This window comes from Bowmanella pacifica (assembly GCF_014645355.1).
Classification (GTDB): domain Bacteria; phylum Pseudomonadota; class Gammaproteobacteria; order Enterobacterales; family Alteromonadaceae; genus Bowmanella; species Bowmanella pacifica.
Genome location: NZ_BMLS01000001.1, coordinates 459,857 through 479,521, shown reverse-complemented (window position 1 = coordinate 479,521; position 19,665 = coordinate 459,857). Strand labels below are relative to the sequence as shown.

General features: G+C 51.4%; 14 protein-coding genes. 9 read left to right on the top strand and 5 right to left on the bottom strand.

Annotation, left to right across the window (positions count from 1 at the left end; genetic code table 11):
* Positions 1 to 39: 39 nt before the first annotated feature.
* Both IEX02_RS01945 and IEX02_RS01940 read left to right on the top strand, forming a co-directional pair.
* Positions 40 to 1,362: a sigma-54-dependent transcriptional regulator gene (locus tag IEX02_RS01945; protein ID WP_188689502.1), complete on the top strand. Its 1,323-nt coding sequence runs from the start codon at positions 40 to 42 to the stop codon at positions 1,360 to 1,362.
* Positions 1,359 to 2,660 (top strand): sensor histidine kinase, encoded by a 1,302-nt coding sequence (locus IEX02_RS01940; RefSeq protein ID WP_188689501.1) that lies wholly within the window; start codon positions 1,359 to 1,361, stop codon positions 2,658 to 2,660. Before IEX02_RS01945 ends, IEX02_RS01940 begins: the two co-directional genes overlap by 4 nt.
* Positions 2,661 to 2,747: 87 nt before the next feature.
* On the opposite strand, the gene IEX02_RS01935 is transcribed toward IEX02_RS01940, so the two are convergent.
* Positions 2,748 to 3,923, bottom strand: a complete 1,176-nt coding sequence (locus IEX02_RS01935) for a DUF5009 domain-containing protein (RefSeq protein WP_188689499.1) — start codon at positions 3,921 to 3,923, stop codon at positions 2,748 to 2,750.
* 209 nt (positions 3,924 to 4,132) lie between these two features.
* Between IEX02_RS01935 and IEX02_RS01930 the strand changes: the two genes are divergently transcribed.
* Complete coding sequence (locus tag IEX02_RS01930; protein WP_188689497.1) at positions 4,133 to 5,998, top strand: cytochrome c/FTR1 family iron permease; 1,866 nt, start codon at positions 4,133 to 4,135, stop codon at positions 5,996 to 5,998.
* A gap of 56 nt (positions 5,999 to 6,054) precedes the next feature.
* On the opposite strand, the gene IEX02_RS01925 is transcribed toward IEX02_RS01930, so the two are convergent.
* The 4 genes from IEX02_RS01925 to IEX02_RS01910 all read right to left on the bottom strand — a co-directional run bounded on the left by IEX02_RS01925 (position 6,055) and on the right by IEX02_RS01910 (position 9,459).
* Positions 6,055 to 6,984, bottom strand: coding sequence for a hypothetical protein (locus tag IEX02_RS01925; protein ID WP_188689496.1), 930 nt, complete (start codon positions 6,982 to 6,984; stop codon positions 6,055 to 6,057).
* Between the two features lie 87 nt (positions 6,985 to 7,071).
* A complete protein-coding gene (locus IEX02_RS01920) occupies positions 7,072 to 7,431 on the bottom strand; it encodes an SH3 domain-containing protein (RefSeq protein ID WP_229701990.1) in 360 nt (119 codons plus the stop codon).
* Positions 7,432 to 7,508: 77 nt separating this feature from the next.
* Positions 7,509 to 8,282 carry a sulfite exporter TauE/SafE family protein gene (locus IEX02_RS01915; protein ID WP_188689492.1) on the bottom strand — a complete coding sequence of 258 codons (774 nt, stop codon included), beginning with the start codon at positions 8,280 to 8,282 and terminating at the stop codon, positions 7,509 to 7,511.
* A 163-nt stretch (positions 8,283 to 8,445) separates the two neighbouring features.
* Positions 8,446 to 9,459 (bottom strand): LacI family DNA-binding transcriptional regulator, encoded by a 1,014-nt coding sequence (locus tag IEX02_RS01910; RefSeq protein ID WP_188689491.1) that lies wholly within the window; start codon positions 9,457 to 9,459, stop codon positions 8,446 to 8,448.
* Between the two features lie 159 nt (positions 9,460 to 9,618).
* Between IEX02_RS01910 and IEX02_RS01905 the strand changes: the two genes are divergently transcribed.
* The 6 genes from IEX02_RS01905 to IEX02_RS01880 all read left to right on the top strand — a co-directional run bounded on the left by IEX02_RS01905 (position 9,619) and on the right by IEX02_RS01880 (position 19,507).
* Positions 9,619 to 12,009 carry a GH92 family glycosyl hydrolase gene (locus IEX02_RS01905; protein ID WP_188689489.1) on the top strand — a complete coding sequence of 797 codons (2,391 nt, stop codon included), beginning with the start codon at positions 9,619 to 9,621 and terminating at the stop codon, positions 12,007 to 12,009.
* Positions 12,010 to 12,029: 20 nt separating this feature from the next.
* Entirely contained in the window at positions 12,030 to 14,516 is a 2,487-nt protein-coding gene (locus tag IEX02_RS01900) for a GH92 family glycosyl hydrolase (RefSeq protein WP_229701988.1), read from the top strand.
* Positions 14,517 to 14,568: 52 nt separating this feature from the next.
* Positions 14,569 to 15,813: a sugar MFS transporter gene (locus IEX02_RS01895; protein WP_188689485.1), complete on the top strand. Its 1,245-nt coding sequence runs from the start codon at positions 14,569 to 14,571 to the stop codon at positions 15,811 to 15,813.
* Positions 15,810 to 16,805, top strand: coding sequence for a carbohydrate kinase family protein (locus IEX02_RS01890; protein WP_188689483.1), 996 nt, complete (start codon positions 15,810 to 15,812; stop codon positions 16,803 to 16,805). Before IEX02_RS01895 ends, IEX02_RS01890 begins: the two co-directional genes overlap by 4 nt.
* Before the next feature lie 7 nt (positions 16,806 to 16,812).
* Complete coding sequence (locus IEX02_RS01885; protein WP_188689481.1) at positions 16,813 to 17,985, top strand: AGE family epimerase/isomerase; 1,173 nt, start codon at positions 16,813 to 16,815, stop codon at positions 17,983 to 17,985.
* A gap of 70 nt (positions 17,986 to 18,055) precedes the next feature.
* Entirely contained in the window at positions 18,056 to 19,507 is a 1,452-nt protein-coding gene (locus tag IEX02_RS01880; protein WP_188689480.1) for a basic secretory protein-like protein, read from the top strand.
* The last annotated feature ends 158 nt before the right edge of the window (positions 19,508 to 19,665 follow it).

The following is a 19,665-nucleotide window of genomic DNA, read 5'->3' as shown; positions in this document are numbered from 1 at the left end:
CCCCGGCCAGGTTGCGATAAAGAGAATAAGTAAAAGACGATGGAAAAAATCCTGATAGTGGATGACAACCAGGCCGTGCTGGATGCCTTAAGTTTGTTGCTGGAAATACATGGTTATCAGCCTGTGCAGGCCAGTAGCCCCGCCCAGGCGTTACAAGCCGTGATGTATCAGCGTATCGAGCTGGTTATCCAGGATATGAACTTTACTGCCGACACCACCTCGGGAGAGGAAGGAAAAGCGCTGTTTTACCAGTTACGGGAAATCAACCCTAATCTGCCCATCATTCTGATGACCGCCTGGACCGAGTTAGAAAGTGCGGTGTCATTGGTAAAAGACGGGGCGGCCGATTATGTGGCCAAACCCTGGGATGACACTAAGCTTTTGACCAGTATAGGTAACTTGCTGGAGCTGGGTAGTGCACTTAAGGAAAACCAGCAGTTTCGCCAGCGCCAGCGCCAGCGGCAGGCCGAGCTGAACGAAAAAGACCTCTGTGGTTTAGTGTATGGCAGTCACGTGATGCAACGTTTGGTGGATATGGCTTTGCAACTGGCCAAATCCGATGTGTCGGTTTTGATCACCGGGCCCAATGGGGCGGGCAAAGATCGGATTGCCGGTATTATTCAGGCCAACTCGCCCCTTAAGAACAACGCCTTTATCAAGGTCAATGCCGGGGCCTTGCCAGGAGAGTTGATCGAAGCCGAACTTTTTGGTGCCGAAGCCGGTGCCTATACCGGTAACAATGCCAGACGAGCCGGACGTTTTGAGGCGGCCGACGGTGGCACCTTATTTCTGGATGAAATTGGTAATTTACCCCTTTCCGGGCAGATTAAGTTGTTACGGGTTCTGCAAACCGGCGAATTTGAACGCCTGGGCTCGACCAGCACACAAAAAGTCAAAGTCCGTTTGATCTCGGCCACCAATGCCGATTTGCAACAAGATATCCAGGCCGGTCGTTTTCGCGAAGACTTGTATTACCGGCTAAATGTGGTTGAGCTTAGCCTGCCGCCACTGGCACAGCGTCCTGACGATATTCTGCCCTTGGTTGCACACTTTTTGCCGGGACGGGAATGGTCCCTTGCAGCAGAAAGAGCCCTGCTTAGCTATGCCTGGCCGGGTAACGTGCGGGAGCTGGAGAATGCCTGTAAGCGTGCCAACGTATTACACCCCGAAGGCATACTGGACGCTGAGCATTTTGCTATCCAGAGCAAAAATGTGCCGCTGCAACAAAGTGTGGAACCCGGTGCCGAGGAGATCCAACAAGCCATGGATAAGCATAAAGGTGTGGTGGCTAAGGCAGCCCGCGAACTGGGACTAAGTCGCCAGGCCCTGTACCGGCGGCTTGAGAAGTTTGAACTGCTATGAGATTAAAACTGAAGTACCAACTGATTATCTGTGCCTTGATCTCGGTCTGGGCCAGTGCCGCCTTGTTCGCCTTGGTATTAACGGTTTCGCCCGCTAAGTGGTTACTGGTCACCGGCCTTGCCACGTTACTCACCATCGTGCTTTGTCATTATGTGTTTGATGGTGTGGCCAGGCGGTTAGCCGCCCTGGAAACCGGCCTGCTGAATTTTCGTGACAATGAATTTAGTGTCAGCCTGGCGCTGGATGGTAATGATGAAATTAGCCAGCTGGCCGCGTTATACAATGAAACCTCGGATAAACTGCGCCAGGAAAAACAATGGATTTACCAACGTGAACTGATGCTGGATAAGGTGCTGCAAAGTTCCCCTTTAGCGGTCATGTTGTTGGATAACAGCGAGCGGGTTATTTTTGCGAATGCCAGCGCCAGAGAATTGCTGGCGCAGGGAAGCCGCATTGAAGGCACCGCGCTGGCAACCCTGCTTGAGAGCTCGCCACAGACTATGGTTGAGGCCATCGCCTCCGGACGCGATGGGTTGTTCAGCCTGGGCAATGAGGAAGATGAACAGGGTAGCCAGGCCTGGCATCTTTCCCACGGCAGTTTTTTGATGAATGGCAACCAGCACAAATTATTGCTGTTTAAACAATTAACCCGTGAACTCAGTCGCCAGGAAGTGCAAATTTGGAAAAAGGTCATCCGGGTCATCAGTCATGAGTTGAACAATTCCCTGGCGCCTATTTCTTCCATGGTACATTCAGGTCGCCTGTTGGCCGAGCGGCATCAGGAAACCAGGCTGGCTAAGGTGTTTGACATCATTGGTGAGCGTGCCGAATACCTGACCAACTTCATTCTTGGTTATGCTAAGTTTGCCAAGCTCCCGCAGCCTAACCGCAGTCGGGTTGCCTGGCAGGGATTTATCGATAGCCTGGCCCAGCAGTGGGCGTTTCGGTTAGAAGGAAGTTTGCCTGATGAACCTGGTTTTTTTGACCCCGGGCAAATGCAACAGGTGCTGATCAATCTGCTAAAAAATGCCGCCGAGTCAGGCTCTGAAGAACAACATATCAGCCTTGAGGTGAGGGCGCAGCAACAAGGTGTGCTGGTGGAAGTTTGCGATCGGGGCAGTGGTATGTCAGAAGCCGTATTAACCCAAGCCTTATTGCCTTTTTACTCCACCAAAGGCGAGGGCACGGGGCTGGGATTGGCGCTGTGCCGGGAAATCATTGAGGCCCATGACGGACGTATCAGCTTGTCTAACCGTGTTGGGGGCGGTTTGAAAGTGAGTCTGTATCTGCCTCTTTGACAGGCTTTTGTTACGCCCCTAAGTCCACAAATAAAAACGCGGAGATAAGTCTCTCCGCGTTTTTATTTGTGGTAAGTCCTGATGTGCTTAGAGCTTTAGTCTGACGCCCAGACGGTTTAGCAAGGTTACCAGTACCATCATCGACAACGCGAAAGCGACACTCCACAGCATGCCCGGCACGCCGGATGACTGGACTTCGGGCCGTAGACTCAGTCCCAGGCTGCCCAGACCGGCGGCAATAATATAAGGCAGAATGTAGATAAGTAGCGGGTTATTGGCAGCCGGCTCAAAGACCTTAGTAATAGCAGTGTACTTTTGCACCTCCAGTAACTGATAGAACAGCGCAAACAGCAAGCTACAGAAAAAGATACTCAGCAGTGCCCAGCTAGGAGTAGCCCAGATTTTAGAGATTGGCCAAAGCTGACAACTGAGGTAAGCCAGAATGCCGCTGATAACAATATAAAGCCCCAGGTTCAGGTGACGCTTAGGATAGCGATTGTCAAAACACAACAACGACATCAGGGTGCCCGCCAATACCATGGCGGTGTGAGTATGATTGCGGTTTTCCTGTGCAAACCAGCCCAGTAGGCCGGACTGGCCTTCGTAAGGGGCAAAGAGCGGGAATAAACCGATAAAACCAATGGCGACCAGACCAATCAGCAGCGGCCGCTGACCTACCAGTAAATAGGCGATCAGCGCAAACAGATAGGCCCAACCAATAAGCCCCAGGATGCCCCACCACTGATAAGTCATGCCGGTATCATTAGGTCCTTCAAACAGCCACCATAAAACCGCCAAGCCGGCAATACCGACAGCTCTGACACTCAGTTGTAGTGCATTGCTCCAGGCTTTGGGCAGGCTGCACCAAACCAGCAACACCGAGATATACATGCAGAACGTCCATAGCGGAATACTAATGGCCATGCTGGATGCGTCATAGCCGCCTATGCTGTTGACCATATAAAAGCCGATAATAATCAGGCCCAATGCCCGCACCAGCCCATGTTTGAAGACCTGCCAACTGTTATCGCCTTTGTTAACCCTGGCTTGTACCGCAAAAGGGATAGACATACCGACAATAAAAAGAAAGGCAGGAAAGACCAAATCCACAAAGGTCATGGTATCCGCATCCGCGGCCACGTGTTTCATCCAGGCAGGAATATCGGCAATACCTGCCAGTTCGTTGACAAATACCATGACCAGAATCGTCAGGCCGCGGAACAGATCGATAGAAAGAATTCTTCCAGAGGTCAAAGTTGACATCACAAGTCCATGTTGGAAAGGGTGAACAGAACCTACTCAATTCTGCGTTTGCGTGCAACTAATTAACATTTTTATTGAAGTGTAACGTGATTAATTAACCTGTAGAGAAAAGCGGCCAGCGGGTAAAATTCATCTGCTCAGGAGAGTTGTTCTCATTGAGGCGGGATGAAATAATAAACGAGAATTGTTATTAATAAGTGGTGCATTCAATGAAGAGGATAATTCCGTCGCTGGTGTTGCTGTTCGGCTTGATAAGTCCTGTGGTTCTGGCATCAGGACCTGGTCCTGAGCGAATTTTGCATCTGTTGTCTTATGTCGGTGTGGATTACCCCATGACAGTGGCTGATGGTCAGATAGTTGATCAGGGCGAGTATGTTGAGCAAGTCGAGTTTGCCGAGGCGGTTGAGGCCATATTGCAAACCTTACCTGCTACCGAACAAACACCGCAATTATTGGTTGATACCCGCACGCTGCAGCAACTAATTGAAGAAAAGCGCCCAGGAGGGGAAATTAAGGCGATGACCGCAGCCTTAAGTGAAGCGGTTACCCGTGCCTATGATATTAAACTGGCGCCCAGAGGAACGCCGGTGCCTGCCAGTGTCAGCACGCTGTATCAGCAAATGTGTGCGGCCTGTCATGGCGCTACCGGTTTAGGCGATGGGGTGGCAGGGGCTGGTATGGAGCCTGCACCGGCCAATTTCCATGATAGTGAACGTATGAACGAACTGACATTATTTGGTTTGTACAACACCATTACGCTAGGTGTGGAAGGCACCGGCATGGCCAGTTACGCTAATTTGTCTGAAGCCCAGCGCTGGTCGCTGGCCGCTTTTGTCGCCGGGTATGTAACAAAAGCCCCAGCACAGAAAGTCAAATCGCCTTTTAGCCTCGATGAACTAGCGACCCTGACCCCAGTACAAGTTGAGGCACGCGGTCAGGATCAAGCACGCTTTGTACAGCTTCGCGCGCATCCGGACAGCATTGATTCGGATAAACCCACACCGTTGGCATACGCCAAACAGACTTTGACCGAATCCTGGCTAGCGGTGGAAAACGGCCAATTGGATAAGGCGTATCAGTTGTCTATTGGTGCTTATCTTGAAGGCTTTGAATTGGTAGAAGCCAGTTTGGATAACCTGGATAAAGCCTTACGTAAGGAGATAGAAGCAGCCATGTTTGCATACCGTGACGGGCTGCGGGACGGTTTGGCCGAGTCTGATTTGGCGCAGCGTTATCAGCGGGCTCAAGCTGGCTTGGAGAAGGCGCAGATCCTGTTGTCTGAAGGTGGTTTATCTCCCTTACTGAGTTTTGTGGCCTCGCTGATTATCTTATTGCGTGAAGGGCTGGAGGCCATTCTGGTGCTGGCAGCTATTTATGCCTTTTTAAGTCGCTCTGGTGCTACTGGCAGTATGAAATATGTCCATAGCGGTTGGATGGCTGCACTGGTTTGCGGAGTGGCAACCTGGGCTGTCGCCAATTACCTGTTTGATATCTCTGGGGCCAGTCGCGAGTTGACCGAAGGGATGACAGCCTTGCTGGCTACCGCTATTTTGCTGTGGGTGGGAGTGTGGATGCATTCCAAGGCGCATGCCAGTAACTGGCAGCAATATATCAAAGAAAAGCTCAGTGCCAGCCTGAGTTCCGGGCAAAACATCGGTTTTGCGGTGCTGGCCTTTGTGGCGGTGTATCGTGAGATCTTTGAAATTATTCTGTTTTATCAGGCGTTGTGGTTACAAGCCGGTACTGAAGGGCAGCAGGCGGTGTTATTTGGCATGCTGGCCGCCACCGTGCTGCTGGTGGTATTGAGTATTGTCATCTTTAAACTGGCCATGCGGGTGCCGGTTGGTATGTTCTTTAAGGTCAATGCTGCCATCATGTTTGCCTTGGCGGTGATATTTGCCGGCCGCGGTATTGCCGCATTACAGGAAACCGGCAGTATCGTCAGCATCCCATTAAACCTGCCTGAAGCCACCTGGTTAGGTATTTATGCTGATGGGGTAACACTGGCGTCGCAGGCAGCGGTGATAGGACTGATTGTTCTGATGACCTTAGTACAGCGTAAAACACCGGCCTGATGGGCAAGATAAAACGGCGCTACGGCGCCGTTTTTATTCTCCGTTGATGGCCTGATTCAGAAAGAGAACTTAATACCCAGTTGCGCCCGGTTAGTGCTGTGCTCGGCATAGTGCTCAAATTTGGCAAACCATCCCCAGGGCTTTACCCCCAATTTGCCATCCAGTTCCAATGCGATGGCATGGCCGTAATCTAGAAAATCTTCGGTAAGTTCAGCGCGTTCACCAAAGCCTTTATCTGCGTAACTATAATGGCTGAACAGCTCGGTATTTTTGCCCAGCCAGGCTAAGGGCATCCCGAAGCTCAGCACCAGTTTGACTTTATTGCTGTCCAGCCGGTCAACCAATTCTATGGCATAGGTCTGCTGCGATGCGCTTTGGTAGCGCAGCTCACCACGTAAAAAGTTATCCCCAAGCATATGCTCCAGACTGAGCTCGTAGCTAAGGGCGTTATTGACGCGGCTGCTTAGTTCCAGTTCGGCGTAATTGAGGCTGTGCCATTTCTGCCAGGCGTCGGCGTTATCCAGATGAGCCAGCTCACCAACCACCACTTCCAGTCGCGTATTGGCATTCATATTCTGTACTCGGCGCAGACCGTTTATCCAGCCATCTTTGGACAGACCGGTGGATGCCACATCACCCTTGTAGGTAGGAATGACCCCAAATTCGGTTTTTCCCGCGCTATCTTGGTGACGCAGATACAACCTGCGCAGATACAAGTGATCGGCTTTGCCGTCATCCAGGGTGTTGTGGCTGGAGGCAAACCCCTTACCCGTCGCAACAAAGGCTTGTAGGCTCCAGGCAGCATCAAAATGATAAGCAGGATAAAACCGTAAACGATATTGATAACGCAGATCTTTGCCACTGCGTTCATCCACTCGCATCTGGCCAGCCAATTTGGCTTGCCAGTTACCGGGGGGGGCTGCCAGGGCCGGGCCAACAGACAACACAGATAAAAAACTCACAATAGCGAAATAGGCTTTCAACAAAGATAGGCCAGTGAAGGGGCAAGGCCTGCTATTTGAGCGTCACTTGATGACAATTTTATGAAGGGTTGTGACGCAAGAGGCTCGTGTTTACCCCTCTTGTATTTGCAGATTTTCCAGCGGCACCCAGCCACTCTCCTTGCTTGCCAGATGCTGAGCCCACAACCAGCCGTTCAATGTCCTTGTGCCTTCTAGCAGATCACCCTGGGCAACATTTAGTTCCTTGGCGCTGTAGTCTTGCAGCGCCACCCCCTGGCCAGCTTCGGTGAGCCGGAAAACCTGTCTGGGCACCCAGCCACCGGGATGCGCATCGGTGTGGCAAAAATACCAGTCCTGCCAATCTTCCGGCCCCTGATATTTCTCTCCTATTTGCAATGTTGTGCCTTGCTGAAAATGTATGGGTTCCGGGTATTCACTTTGATGAGCGGTGACGACCAAATAAATAGCCATGCTGGCTTCCATGCTTATTAAGGGGGCATGACTATGACAGGTGCCTGTTTTTATGTACAGTATTTTGTGGCTAACTATCAGCTCAGCCTGAAAAAAAAGATGGCTGTCATGCCTATTCCCACCGCCACAATAAAATAACGTAGATATAAGGTGGGAATGCGGTAGGCAAATGCCGCCCCCACATAGCCGCCAGCCATGGCCGCTACGCCAAGCACCAGTAGATACTGTAGTGATATGGCGTTGCCAATGGCATAGACAGCAACGGCCACAGTCGTGAGTAGCGCCGACACCAGGTTTTTGACCCCGTTCATGCCATGTAAGTTGCTTTGCCCCATTAGCCCAAGGGTGGCCAGTAGAATAATCCCCAGCCCACCATTGAAATAACCACCATAAATACATACCGCCAACAAGACCGCGATATTACCCAGCTGTTGCTTTTTGGACGCAGAGGAGGGCGTGGCTGAATGGCGGGCCTGTGAGGCATTTCTCTGCAGCAGTCTGGGGCCCAATATAAAGGCCAGGGTAGCAAACAGGATCAACCAGGGGATCAGTTGTGCGAAGAGCTGTTCGCTGGAAACAAGCAGTATGGCAGCACCGATGCTGCCACCGACAATGGCTAACAGACTGAGGGTGAGCAACCCCATATTGGCGGGCAACTGGATATCGCGACGAAATCGCCAGGCACTGGCTATATAGCCGGGTAGCAGGGCGGCTGTGCCTGTAGCATTAGCAGAAACTGCGGGTAAACCGGCAAAGATCAGGGCCGGCAAGGTAAGAAAGCTTCCTCCTCCCGCGACGGCATTAAGTAAACCGCCAAAAAATCCTGCCAGCAGTACGACAATCCATTCCATGATGAGATGCTAAGTTGCCATCTAGGGTGACCCATCTTAACCAAGTTTGAATTAGGTTGCGCCCTGCTTTAGTCGTATATCTATCTGTTTATTCAGAAGAATAACTTATGGGGCAGCACCTGATGCTTGGCGGGGGCAGCCTCAAAGCCGCCCGTGTCTGGAATTACCCTGAACTGCGCGGGATAAATTCTACATCCACCAAAATTCGCCCTTCAGAGGCGACGGCATCCTTTTTATTACCGAGTAACTTGCATACTGCGCGGCCGATTTCATCTGCATCGATATGTACGGTGGACAGTGCCGGAGACATGCGACAAGAGTCTTCCAAATCATCAAAGCCTACCACCGCAATATCCTGACCTGGCACCCGGCCTAAGGCGCGTAGCTGTTCAATGGCACCGTAGGCAATCACATCATTAAAGCACACTACAGCTTGCAGCAAAGGGTCTGCCTCCAACGCCTGGATAACGGCTTGTCGCCCACCATGGCGGTTGGTTTGTGCCTGGATGCGGGTGATATGTTGCTTGTTTAAACCGGCGCCGTCGACCGCCTGATTAAAACCACATAAACGTTCATGAAAGTCTGAAATACTCTCGCTACCGCCAATAAAGGCGATATGTTTAAAGCCGCGATTAAGCAAGTGCTGGGTGGCTAGACGAGTGCCTCTGATATTATCCGGAATCACCACAGGCGCCCGAGCGCCTGCCACATCCCGCATGATATGGATAACCGGAATACCGGCATCGATCTGCTGATTCACCCAGGCAGCATCGGTTCCCGGGGCCGGACAGATCACCAAGGCAGCCAGACGGTACTCTTTGAGTTTCTGCACCAGTTGCTTTTGGGTGGCGAAGTCTTCCCCGCTGTTAACCAGTACCGACATATAGTCCATGGCCCGGATATGGCGCTCCAAGCCCACCGCCAGCTGGGCCGAGTATGGGTTGGTGAGGTCATTGATAACTATGCCAACCAGATTGGAGCGACGACTGCGTAGCGCGGCGGCGTCCCGGTTGTACACATAGCCAAGCTCATCAATGGCTTTTAAGACTTTTTCCCGTGAGCGCTCACTGACCTTGTCACTTTCTGTCAATACCAGCGATACAGTGGATTTGGAGACGCCGGCCTGTCTGGCGACATCGAAGACTGTAATGTTTTTGTTGTTCTTACTTATTGTCATTGTAATAAATCATGCTTCTTAAGTCCGGCATCGATCCGAAATGCCTTGAACAATACGATATGCTTATTTAAACTCATTAACAATTTGGAACGTTCCACATGTAAATAATTTGGTGCGGAGGTTCCTGATTGTGGCTTTTTAACTAATAAGGATTTGGCGATGTCCCATCCAACGACAACAGGAAAATGGCTTAAGCTGTGTCTGGCTGGCTTGCTTGGCAGCCTGATACATTTACCTGCCATAGCGAGTACTCCTCCTAAATTAGGCAACAGTCAGTTTGTTGACCCCTTCATCGGTACAGGTGGAGACGGTCACACTTTCCCCGGTGCCGTCGTACCCTTCGGAATGATGCAACTGAGCCCAGATACCGAAGCGGTGTCCCGCGGTGTTGATCCACAACCCGAAATCTACAAACGCTGTGCCGGTTATCATCATGACGATACCACTATGCTGGGCTTTTCACATACCCATTTTTCCGGTACCGGCCACTCAGACTTAGGTGATTTGCTGATTCAGCCCATGGTAGGTGTTGCCCACACCAAACCGGGCACGGTAAACAGCCCTGAGTCCGGATATCGCAGTCGTTTTAGCCATGATCGTGAATGGGCCGAGCCAGGTTACTATGCCGTAGACCTGCTGGACTATGATATTCATGCTGAAGTGTCTACTACAGTGCGCGCCGGTATTCATCGCTACACCTTTAGCCGCGGCAACACCGGCCATGTGCTGATGGATCTGACCCACTCCATCTATAACTTCAGCAACAAAGTGATTTGGTCAGATGCCAGAGTGGTAGACGAGCAAACCCTATTACTGCACCGCCGCACCAACGGTTGGGCAAAAAACCGTCCGACCTATTTTGCTGTGCAATTTTCTCGTCCCTTTGATGACATCGAGCTGATTAACGAAGACAACGCCCGCTACCGTTGTAACGGTTGTCTGGATAAGGGGGGCAACAAGCACTCCACCATTGTTAATCCGGCCGAGCAGTACACGGCCGGTAAGGCCATCAAGGTCATGGCGCATTTTAATAAACCCACAGACAAACCCCTGCTAATTAAAGTGGGAATGTCGGCGGTTAGTCATGCCAATGCCCTTGAAAACCTACAAGCTGAAATTCCCCACTGGAACTTTGAGCAGGTACGTAGCGAGGCGCGCAGTGCCTGGGATCACGAGCTGGCCGGCATTGATATGCAGGGTGAGCTGAAAGAAAAGCGTCAGTTTTACACGGCCATGTACCATGCTCTGCAAGCCCCCTCTATTTACCAGGACGTGAACGGTCAGTATCTGGGCGTAGACGGTGCCATTCACAAGGCAGAAGGCTTTACTAACTACACCTTATTCTCGCTGTGGGATACCTACCGTGCCCTGCATCCGCTGCTGACCTATGTGGATCCAGCGCGGGTTAACGATATGATCACCTCTATGCTGGTGCACTATCAGCAAAGCCCGAACAAGCTATTACCTATCTGGTCTTTCCAGGGCCATGAAACCTGGACCATGATTGGTTATCACGCGGTATCTGTGATTGCCGACGCCTACCTTAAAGGTATCCGTGGTTTTGATGTGGAACTGGCTAAAGAGGCGATTCTAGCCACCGCCAACCATCCGCGCTTCGACGCTATTCCTGAATACAAGCAATTCGGTTATGTGCCCATGGATGTGTTGCCTGAGTCGGTATCCATTACACTGGAATACGCCTACGATGATTTCACCATCGCCCGCTTCTTTGAAGCGCTGGGGGATAAGGACAATGCCGAGGAGTTCTACCGCCGCAGTCAGTTCTACCGCAATGTGTTTGATAAGCGCGTTAACTTTATGCGCGGACTGGACAGTAAAGGCAATTGGGATCCCGACTTTGATCCCGAAGAAGCCAAGTATATGGGGCCATTTACCGAAGGTAACAGCTACCAGTACACCTTTTATGTGCCTCATGATGTGCAAGGTCTGATTGATCTGTTTGGTGGCGACAAACCTTTTGTTGAGCGCTTGGATACCTTGTTTACCAAAGAGCTGTCTTTGGAGAAAATCAAAGAGCACGAAGATATTGCCGGCCTGATTGGCCAGTATGCTCACGGCAACGAGCCGAGCCATCATATTGCCTACCTGTACAATTATGCCGGTGAGCCTTGGCGCACCCAACAGCGTATCCGTCAGATTATGGATACCCTGTCTTCAGATAAGCCGGATGGCCTGGCGGGTAATGACGACGTAGGGCAAATGTCGGCCTGGTATGTATTCTCTGCTATCGGCTTCTATCCTGTGGCGCCCGGTGACCTGACTTATGCCATTGGTGCCCCGCAGGTGCCACAAGCCTCCTTCCGCCTGGCGAATGGTAAAACCTTTGCTATGACCACTGAAGGGCTGTCCCAAGACAATCTGTATATTCAAAGTGTGACCCTCAACGGCAAAGCGCTTAAGCGCAGTTACGTCACCCACGACGATATTATGCAAGGCGGCAAGCTGCACTTTGTGATGGGTAATAAACCCAACAAAGCCTGGGCTAAGGCCAAGTCTCAACGTCCCCCTTCGAGCACCGAAGGCCGCTAAGCCGTATGCAAGGAGTAAAGATGAAACAACCTATTTTGCTATCCGCATTAGCGCTGGCCGTATTGGCCGGCTGCTCACCGAGCAAGCAACAAGACGCCCCTAAGGCACAAACCACAGCTGAAACAGCGGTGGAGTATGTCAGCAACCCGGCGGATTATGTTGACCCGCTGATTGGTACCAAAGGCCCCTTTGATCATCGTCAGGCAGCTAACGTGGTGCCTGGTGCGGTGCTGCCTTTCGGTATGTTTAACTTTGGGCCGGAGACGTCCTACACCGAAGAACTGCTCAATGAAAGTGAGCGCATCCGTAAAAAAACCATGGATGAGAATAAGCGCGTGCCGGTGTCCCCTGGCGGCTATAACTATGATGCTACCCGCATCAAAGGCTTCTCCTTCACCCGTCTGTCTGGCACAGGATGTATGGGCGCATCCGGTGATGTACCTGTGATGCCTTTTACCGGTGAGATTACGCATTCACCGGCAACCGATAAGCTGGACAGCTACTATAGTGCGGCCTTTAGTCACGACAACGAGACCACTATTCCTGGTTACTATCAGGTGGGCCTGGACAATGGGGTTGACGTTGAACTGGCGGCTACACTGCGTACCGGGGTGGCCAAGTTTACCTTCAGCGATGCCGACAATGCCAAATTGCTGATCCGTACTGCCCATTCGCAATTGGGCAGCGGCGATGCTTATGCCAAAGTGGATGCCGAAAAAGGCGAGATCACAGGTTATGTCACCTCAGGTAACTTCTGCGGTTATTTGGGCGAATTTAACCAGCGTGACTACTACACCCTGCATTTTGTGGCCAAACTGGATAAGGCCATTCTCAGCAGCGGTGCCTGGCAGGATGATAAGGTGCAAGCCGGTGCCGATTCCGCTAAAGGCGGTATGGGCTACGGTGATAACGGCTGGCCGGATTTGGGTAAAGGTTCTGGTGTCTGGGTTGACCTGGGTCTGAAAGATGGGGAAACCGTTACTATGCAGGTGGGGATTTCCTACGTCAGCCTGGATAACGCCAGAGAAAACCTGGAGACCGAGCAAGGCGGTAAGGACTTTGCTGCTGTGCGTCAGGGGAGTTATCAGGCCTGGAATGACGAACTTGGCAAGGTCAAGGTGGTGTCCGAAGACGAAAGTCAGCTTAGCGTATTCTATACCGCGCTGTACCACAGTTTGTTCCACCCCAATGTGTTCTCTGATGTGAACGGCCAGTACGCCGGTTTTGATCAAAAACCCCATCAGGTGCAGGGCGGCCAGCAGAACCAATATGCCAACTTCTCCGGTTGGGATGTGTACCGTTCACAGCTGCAATTGGTCACCATGATGGATGAGAAACGTGGTAGCGATATTGCCCAGTCTCTGCTGAATCAAGCCAATCAATATAATGGCGTGTGGGATCGCTGGACCCACAACAATGGTGCCACCGGCGTAATGAGTGGTGACCCTTCCACTATTGCCATAGCCAACTTTGTGGCCTTTGGCGCCGACGATTTTGACGTACAGGGCGCCTATCAGTCCCTGTATCAGGCAGCAACCGTACCCACCGAACTGGACTTGTCCTATGAGGGCTGTCCGGTGTTCTGTCGCGGCCAGCATCCTTCCTTGGATCAGTGGCAGCAACTGGGGTATATCTCTGATAAGTCCAACAGCTGGGAAGGTGCGTCTGAGACGTTGGAGCAGGCATCGGCGTTCTTCGCTATGTCACAGCTGTCCTCCCGTTTAGGGCAGGCTGAGCATGCGCAGCGCTTTTTAAGCGAATCCGGCAACTGGAAGAACCTGTATAACCGCGAGGCAACCGCTGAGCTTGGTTATATCCAGGGGCGTAACCCCGATGGCAGCTGGAAAGGCGACTTTGACCCATTCTCCCGCCACTTGTTTGTGGAAGGTAGCCCGGCTCAGTACTTGTGGATGCTGCCGTTTGACGGTGCCGGCCTGGTCAATACCTTAGGTGGAGATGCCCAAGCCGCCAGTCGTTTGGATGGACACTTTAAGAACGACCAGGGGCAGTGGGTGCTGTATCGCGATTCTGCCGAATTCTCGGATGTTTCCAACCAGCCCTCGATTTTGACGCCTTGGATGTATTTGTTTACCGGTAATGCTCACAAAACCCAGGAAACTGTGCGGGAAACCATGAAGCAACTGTGGTTGGATGCACCGGATGGTATTCCAGGGCAGGATGATCTGGGACAGATGTCGTCCTGGTATGTGTTCAGTGCATTAGGGCTGTATCCCATGTATCCAGGCCGCGCGGATATGGTGTTGTCCAGTCCTGCCTTTAGTCAGGCTCAGATTGGCAATATCCACATCAAGGCCGCCGGCGCATCGGACAGCAACCGTTATATTCAAGCGCTTAAGGTCAATGGTACCCAGAGCCTGAAGAGCTGGATTGACGAGTCACATGTTAATCAACCTGTGACCCTGGAATTTAGCTTGTCTGATACACCCAACCTCACTTTTGGGCAGGCGCGTGAACATCGCCCACCCAGCTATGCGGTTAATCCCTAAAAAAGCGGGGCGCTGCGCCGCCCCTTAATTTTTGGTTAATTTGGAGAGTACTATGGCTGGCGCCATTCCAACTCAGGTCAGCGGCGGCTCGCAAAAGCCTCAGCACTTTGCCTTTGCAGTCATGACCTCTTTGTTTTTTATCTGGGGCTTTATCACGGCTCTGAATGATATTCTGATCCCGCATCTTAAAGAGGTGTTTTCTCTTAATTACACCCAGGCCATGTTGGTGCAGTTTTGCTTCTTCGGTGCCTATTTTATCGTGTCACCTTTTGCCGGCATGCTGATTGAAAAAATCGGTTATCGCCGCGGTATTATTACCGGTCTTTGCACTATTGCATTGGGCTGCGCGCTGTTTTATCCCGCGGCAGAAATAAAAGTCTATGCCGTATTCCTGCTGGCGCTGTTTGTGCTGGCATCGGGCATTACCTTATTGCAGGTATCTGCCAATCCTTATGTGGCGATTTTAGGGCCGGAGAAAACCAGCGCCAGTCGCCTGAATCTGGCACAGGCGATTAACTCCTTGGGTCATACATTAGGGCCACTGTTTGGTACTGTGCTTATTTTTGGCGCGGCCGGGGCAGCCATTACCGCCGATGCGGTAAAGTTACCTTATTTAATTCTGGCCGCGGCAGCGGTATTCACCGCGCTGATTTTTAAAGCCATGCATTTACCTGACATTCAGGCCCAAGCGCCATCCGGTGGGGAAGGTGAGAAAACCTCGGTCTGGCAGCACCGTCACCTGATGTTAGGCGTTGTGGCTATCTTTTTGTACGTAGGCGCTGAAGTGGCGGTGGGCAGCTTTCTGGTTAACTATTTCGCTGAGAGCCATATTGGTGGCCTGAGCGCCAAGGAAGCCGGTACCATGGTGTCTTACTACTGGGGCGCGGCCATGATTGGGCGCTTCATCGGTGCCGCCTTGACTCGCATCATCGCCCCGGTTTATGTGCTGGCCGGTAATGCCAGCTTAGCTATCTGTTTGATTGTACTGTCTATTAACAGCGTCGGTGAAATGGCCATGTGGTCCATACTGGCGGTGGGCTTTTTCAATTCCATTATGTTCCCAACCATCTTCTCGCTCGCCATCGGCGGCTTGGGTCGCTTAACTTCACGTGGCTCTGGCTTGCTGTGTATGGCCATTGTGGGTGGCGCTATTTTGCCGGTACTGCAAGGTCTGGTAGCAGACAGCACCAATGTACAATTGAGCTTTGTTGTGCCTGCCCTGGCCTATGTTTATATCGGTTGGTATGCCTTGTATGGTGCCCGTCGTAATGAACTGAAGACGGCAGAAACCCTATGAGTAAGGTGATTTGTTTTGGTGAAGCGCTGATCGATTTTCTCAATATCGATAAACAGCAGTCTGACCGTTTAAGCCTGAATGGGTTTCGCCAGTACCCAGGTGGCGCCCCGGCTAATGCTGCTGTAGCAGTGGCAAAGCTGGGCGGTGAGGCTTGGTTTGCCGGTCAGGTTGGCGAAGATATGTTCGGTGATTTTCTGGCCGAGGCGCTGCAGGCATATGGGGTGAATACCCGTTATTTAAGTCGCCATCCGGTGGCTAAAACCGCTCTGGCTTTTGTGGAGTTGGATGAGCATGGCGACCGACGTTTTTCGTTTTATCGTCAGGACAGCGCCGATTTGTTGCTGGAGTACGAGCAGGTAGAAGAAGGGTGGTTTGCAGGGGCATCTATTTTCCATTTTTGTTCCAACACTCTGACTAGCTTATCTATGGCCTCTGTGACACGCCATGCTTTGGATATGGCCAGAGCCGCAAATTGCTTGGTGAGTTTTGATGTTAATCTGCGTCACAACCTATGGGCGGGTGGCCAGGTTAAACGAGAGGTGGTTAATGAGCTGGTGGCTGAGGCTGATATCCTTAAGTTTTCCACCGAAGAACTGATTTACCTGGCAGGCGGAAACGTGCAGGGCTATATGGACAAGCTGATGGCGGGGCGCTGCTGCTTGCTGGTGGTAACGGATGGTGGAGGCAGTATTCACTATCGCTCTAAAACCTGCACTGGTGACTATCAGCCGCCTAAGGTTAAGGTGGCTGATACAACGGCAGGCGGCGATGGTTTTATCGGCGGGCTGTTGTATGTGCTGAGTCGCGCGCCAAAGGCCTCCGAGTTACTTAATACCCCGTCTCAATTGCTTGGTCTGATACAGTTTGCCGCCTGTTGCGGCGCCCTGGCCGTGACCAGACCTGGCGCATTTCCGGCCCTGCCTGAGTTGGCCGAAGTACAGAACATGGCAAGGGAACTTGCCCTGAGTGAATCGCACATCTTTTTCAACTGAGTCTTACATGGATTATCTGAGTCGTAAATTTTTGACAGACCATAGTCTGTCCATATTAGATTTCTATACCGATCGCGTGGTCGACCCAACTGGTGGTTACTTTCAGAATTTTCTGGATGATGGTCGGGTTTTCTCGCCGGGCTTTCGTCAACTGGTATCCAGCACCCGCATCATAGTGAACTATGCCAGTGCTGCCGGGGTGTTGAAGCGAGCGGATTATCTGGATATTGCCCGTCATGGTCTGGCCTATTTGGAGCAGGTTCATTGGCAGCCACAAAGTCAGACCTATGCCTGGACCTTAAGTGAGCATCAGCCACTGGATATGACCCAGCAAGCCTATGGGTATGCCTTTGTATTACTGGCTTATGCGGCGGTGCGTAAGGCCGGTATAATTGACAGTAACGACAAGCTGCATCAAACCTATGACCTGTTGGAACAACGCTTTTTCCAGCCTGATTACGGTTTATATGCCGATGAAATCAGTGTGGCAGGGGAGTTGTCCAGTTATCGTGGTCAGAATGCCAATATGCATATCTGTGAGGCGATGATTGCGGCTTTTGAAGCCACGGGAGAAAGCAAGTTCTTCGAACGGGCTTGCCTGATTGCCGAGAATATTGCCTTTAGGCAAGCGGACTTAACCGATGGCTTGGTATGGGAACACTTTACTCCCGAGTTTGCTATTGACTGGAATTACAATAAGGACGACCCGAAGAATCTGTATCGTCCCTGGGGATTCCAGCCCGGCCACCAAACCGAATGGGCCAAGCTGTTGCTGCAACTCTATCGTCATCAGGCGGAGCCAAGATGGCTGGAAAAAGCCGCTTTCTTATTTGACCAGGCCTTTGCTAAAGCCTGGGATGCTGAGCATGGTGGGCTGGTGTATGGTTTTGACCCGCAAGGACAGTGGTGCGACGACGACAAGTACTTCTGGGTGCAAGCCGAAAGCTTTGCTGCAGCGGCTATGTTGTACAAGCTAACCGGACAGGAAAAGTATGCCGAGCAATATCGCCTGCTCTGGCAATATAGCGATGAGCATATGGTGGATCATCAATACGGTGCCTGGTTCCGGGTATTACGCAAAGACAACAGCAAATATTCCAATGAGAAAAGTGCAGCCGGGGCGAAGTGCGACTATCACACCTTACTGGCCTGCTTTGAAGTGCTGCATACATTGGATTAACCGCGTTTTTTGGCACTCAAAAATTGGAACCTTCCATTTTTGAGTGCCTAAAGCTTTAGGGGAGAGAAAAATGACAATCAAGCCGTTAGTACTGCTGACACCCTGGCTGCTGATCAGCGCCTGCAGCACGGTAAATACAGCACCTGATGTGCTGCGTGATATCACCATGTCAGGCGGAAACATCACGGGACAATACCCCACTTTTATCGATGGGGAAGGGGTAGGCGAACTGTTTGATGATTCTCTGTTGTCTAAGTATTTGTCCAAACAGAAAAGCGCCTGGGTGCAATTTGAAAGCCCGCAATCCGAGGTGGTCAGGGCATATAGCCTGACGTCGGCCAATGATGCCCCAGCCAGAGATCCGGTTAGCTGGTCGTTGCTGGCATCACAAGATGGTGATAGCTGGCAGGTACTTCATCGGGTTGAACAACATCGTTTTGATGGCAGAACCCAGACCTCGCGCTTTGAGCTGGACAATCAACAGGCCTTTCGCTTTTACCGCCTGGATATGACACAGGGCGGCAAAACCCCCTGGGGGGACGAATATCTGCAACTGGCGGATATTGGCCTGTATGCCAGCACTAAGCTGCCATTGGCTGGCTTTACTCAATCACAAAAAATCATTGCGCCGGGCGAGGTCCTAACGCTCACCAGTACCAGTAAGAATGCGCCAACCGCGTTTACCTGGTATACCCCGGGTGGTGTGCAGCGTGGCAGTGGAGAGCAGATTCAGGTTAGCTATACCCAGCCTGGTGTGTATGGGGTTAATCTGCAAACCCAAAACCGCCATGGCTCCGACTTTACCGAACGGCCATTTGCGGTAAAGGTGCTTGATTCCACCAAGCCTTGGTTAGGCTTTAAGCCGCCCCAAGTGACCATTAATTTTGAAGATCAAAGCTCTGAGGGTGCTAAGCGTTTAATGCGCCTGATGCCGGACCTGGAAGCGGATATTAATGCTGTTACCCATCAATTGGTCAAAAGGCTGTATAAGCATTTTGCCGAAGTGCCTGACTTTGAGCAGGTGGAGTTTCAGCTAAAGTGGATGGACACCTTGGCCTATCGTGCCGGAAGTGACAAAAAGATGGTGATAGCCTTTAGTTCTAAGTACATCACCGAACGTTTGAAAGACCAGGCCGATGAACAAGTGCGCTATGAACTGCTCGGCGTGTTGTGGCATGAGTTAGTGCATGGCTATCAGTTAATGCCCTTAAACCGTAGCTACGGTGGTGATCCCGGTGTGCATGCCTATATTGAGGGGGTGGCCGACCTCGTTCGCATTCAGGCGGGCTACCACAAAACCCGTTCACCCAAACGTTCAGACAGCTGGTTGGGTGGATATACCAATACCGGTTTTTTCCTGAACTATCTGGCAACCACCTATGAACCTGATTTTGCCTATAAGTTTAATCAGTCTGCCTTGACGCTGGACGACTGGAGTTTTGAAAAGGCTATTCAGTCAATTATCGGTAAACCTATCGACATTTTGTGGGCCGAGTATCAACAATCTTTGCCTAATTCCTGAGTTTTTAGTGCGCCCTGCAAGCAATAAATTTGTTTGGCGCTCTTCTACTTAACGGATTTGAGGCCATGGAAAACTGACATAAATGCGTTTTCTCCCTTGTTTGGCCGCGTAATGCGGCCTTTTTTCGTTTTTAATGCTTGTAAAACGAACATATATCC

What these genes read in the sequence shown, in the direction of transcription:
- IEX02_RS01945 (WP_188689502.1), top strand. Translation starts at nt 40, where the DNA reads ATGGAAAAAATCCTGATAGTGGATGACAACCAGGCCGTGCTGGATGCC.
- IEX02_RS01940 (WP_188689501.1), top strand. Translation starts at nt 1,359, where the DNA reads ATGAGATTAAAACTGAAGTACCAACTGATTATCTGTGCCTTGATCTCG.
- IEX02_RS01935 (WP_188689499.1), bottom strand. Translation starts at nt 3,923, where the DNA reads ATGTCAACTTTGACCTCTGGAAGAATTCTTTCTATCGATCTGTTCCGC.
- IEX02_RS01930 (WP_188689497.1), top strand. Translation starts at nt 4,133, where the DNA reads ATGAAGAGGATAATTCCGTCGCTGGTGTTGCTGTTCGGCTTGATAAGT.
- IEX02_RS01920 (WP_229701990.1), bottom strand. Translation starts at nt 7,431, where the DNA reads ATGGCTATTTATTTGGTCGTCACCGCTCATCAAAGTGAATACCCGGAA.
- IEX02_RS01915 (WP_188689492.1), bottom strand. Translation starts at nt 8,282, where the DNA reads ATGGAATGGATTGTCGTACTGCTGGCAGGATTTTTTGGCGGTTTACTT.
- IEX02_RS01910 (WP_188689491.1), bottom strand. Translation starts at nt 9,459, where the DNA reads ATGACAATAAGTAAGAACAACAAAAACATTACAGTCTTCGATGTCGCC.
- IEX02_RS01905 (WP_188689489.1), top strand. Translation starts at nt 9,619, where the DNA reads ATGTCCCATCCAACGACAACAGGAAAATGGCTTAAGCTGTGTCTGGCT.
- IEX02_RS01900 (WP_229701988.1), top strand. Translation starts at nt 12,030, where the DNA reads ATGAAACAACCTATTTTGCTATCCGCATTAGCGCTGGCCGTATTGGCC.
- IEX02_RS01895 (WP_188689485.1), top strand. Translation starts at nt 14,569, where the DNA reads ATGGCTGGCGCCATTCCAACTCAGGTCAGCGGCGGCTCGCAAAAGCCT.
- IEX02_RS01890 (WP_188689483.1), top strand. Translation starts at nt 15,810, where the DNA reads ATGAGTAAGGTGATTTGTTTTGGTGAAGCGCTGATCGATTTTCTCAAT.
- IEX02_RS01885 (WP_188689481.1), top strand. Translation starts at nt 16,813, where the DNA reads ATGGATTATCTGAGTCGTAAATTTTTGACAGACCATAGTCTGTCCATA.
- IEX02_RS01880 (WP_188689480.1), top strand. Translation starts at nt 18,056, where the DNA reads ATGACAATCAAGCCGTTAGTACTGCTGACACCCTGGCTGCTGATCAGC.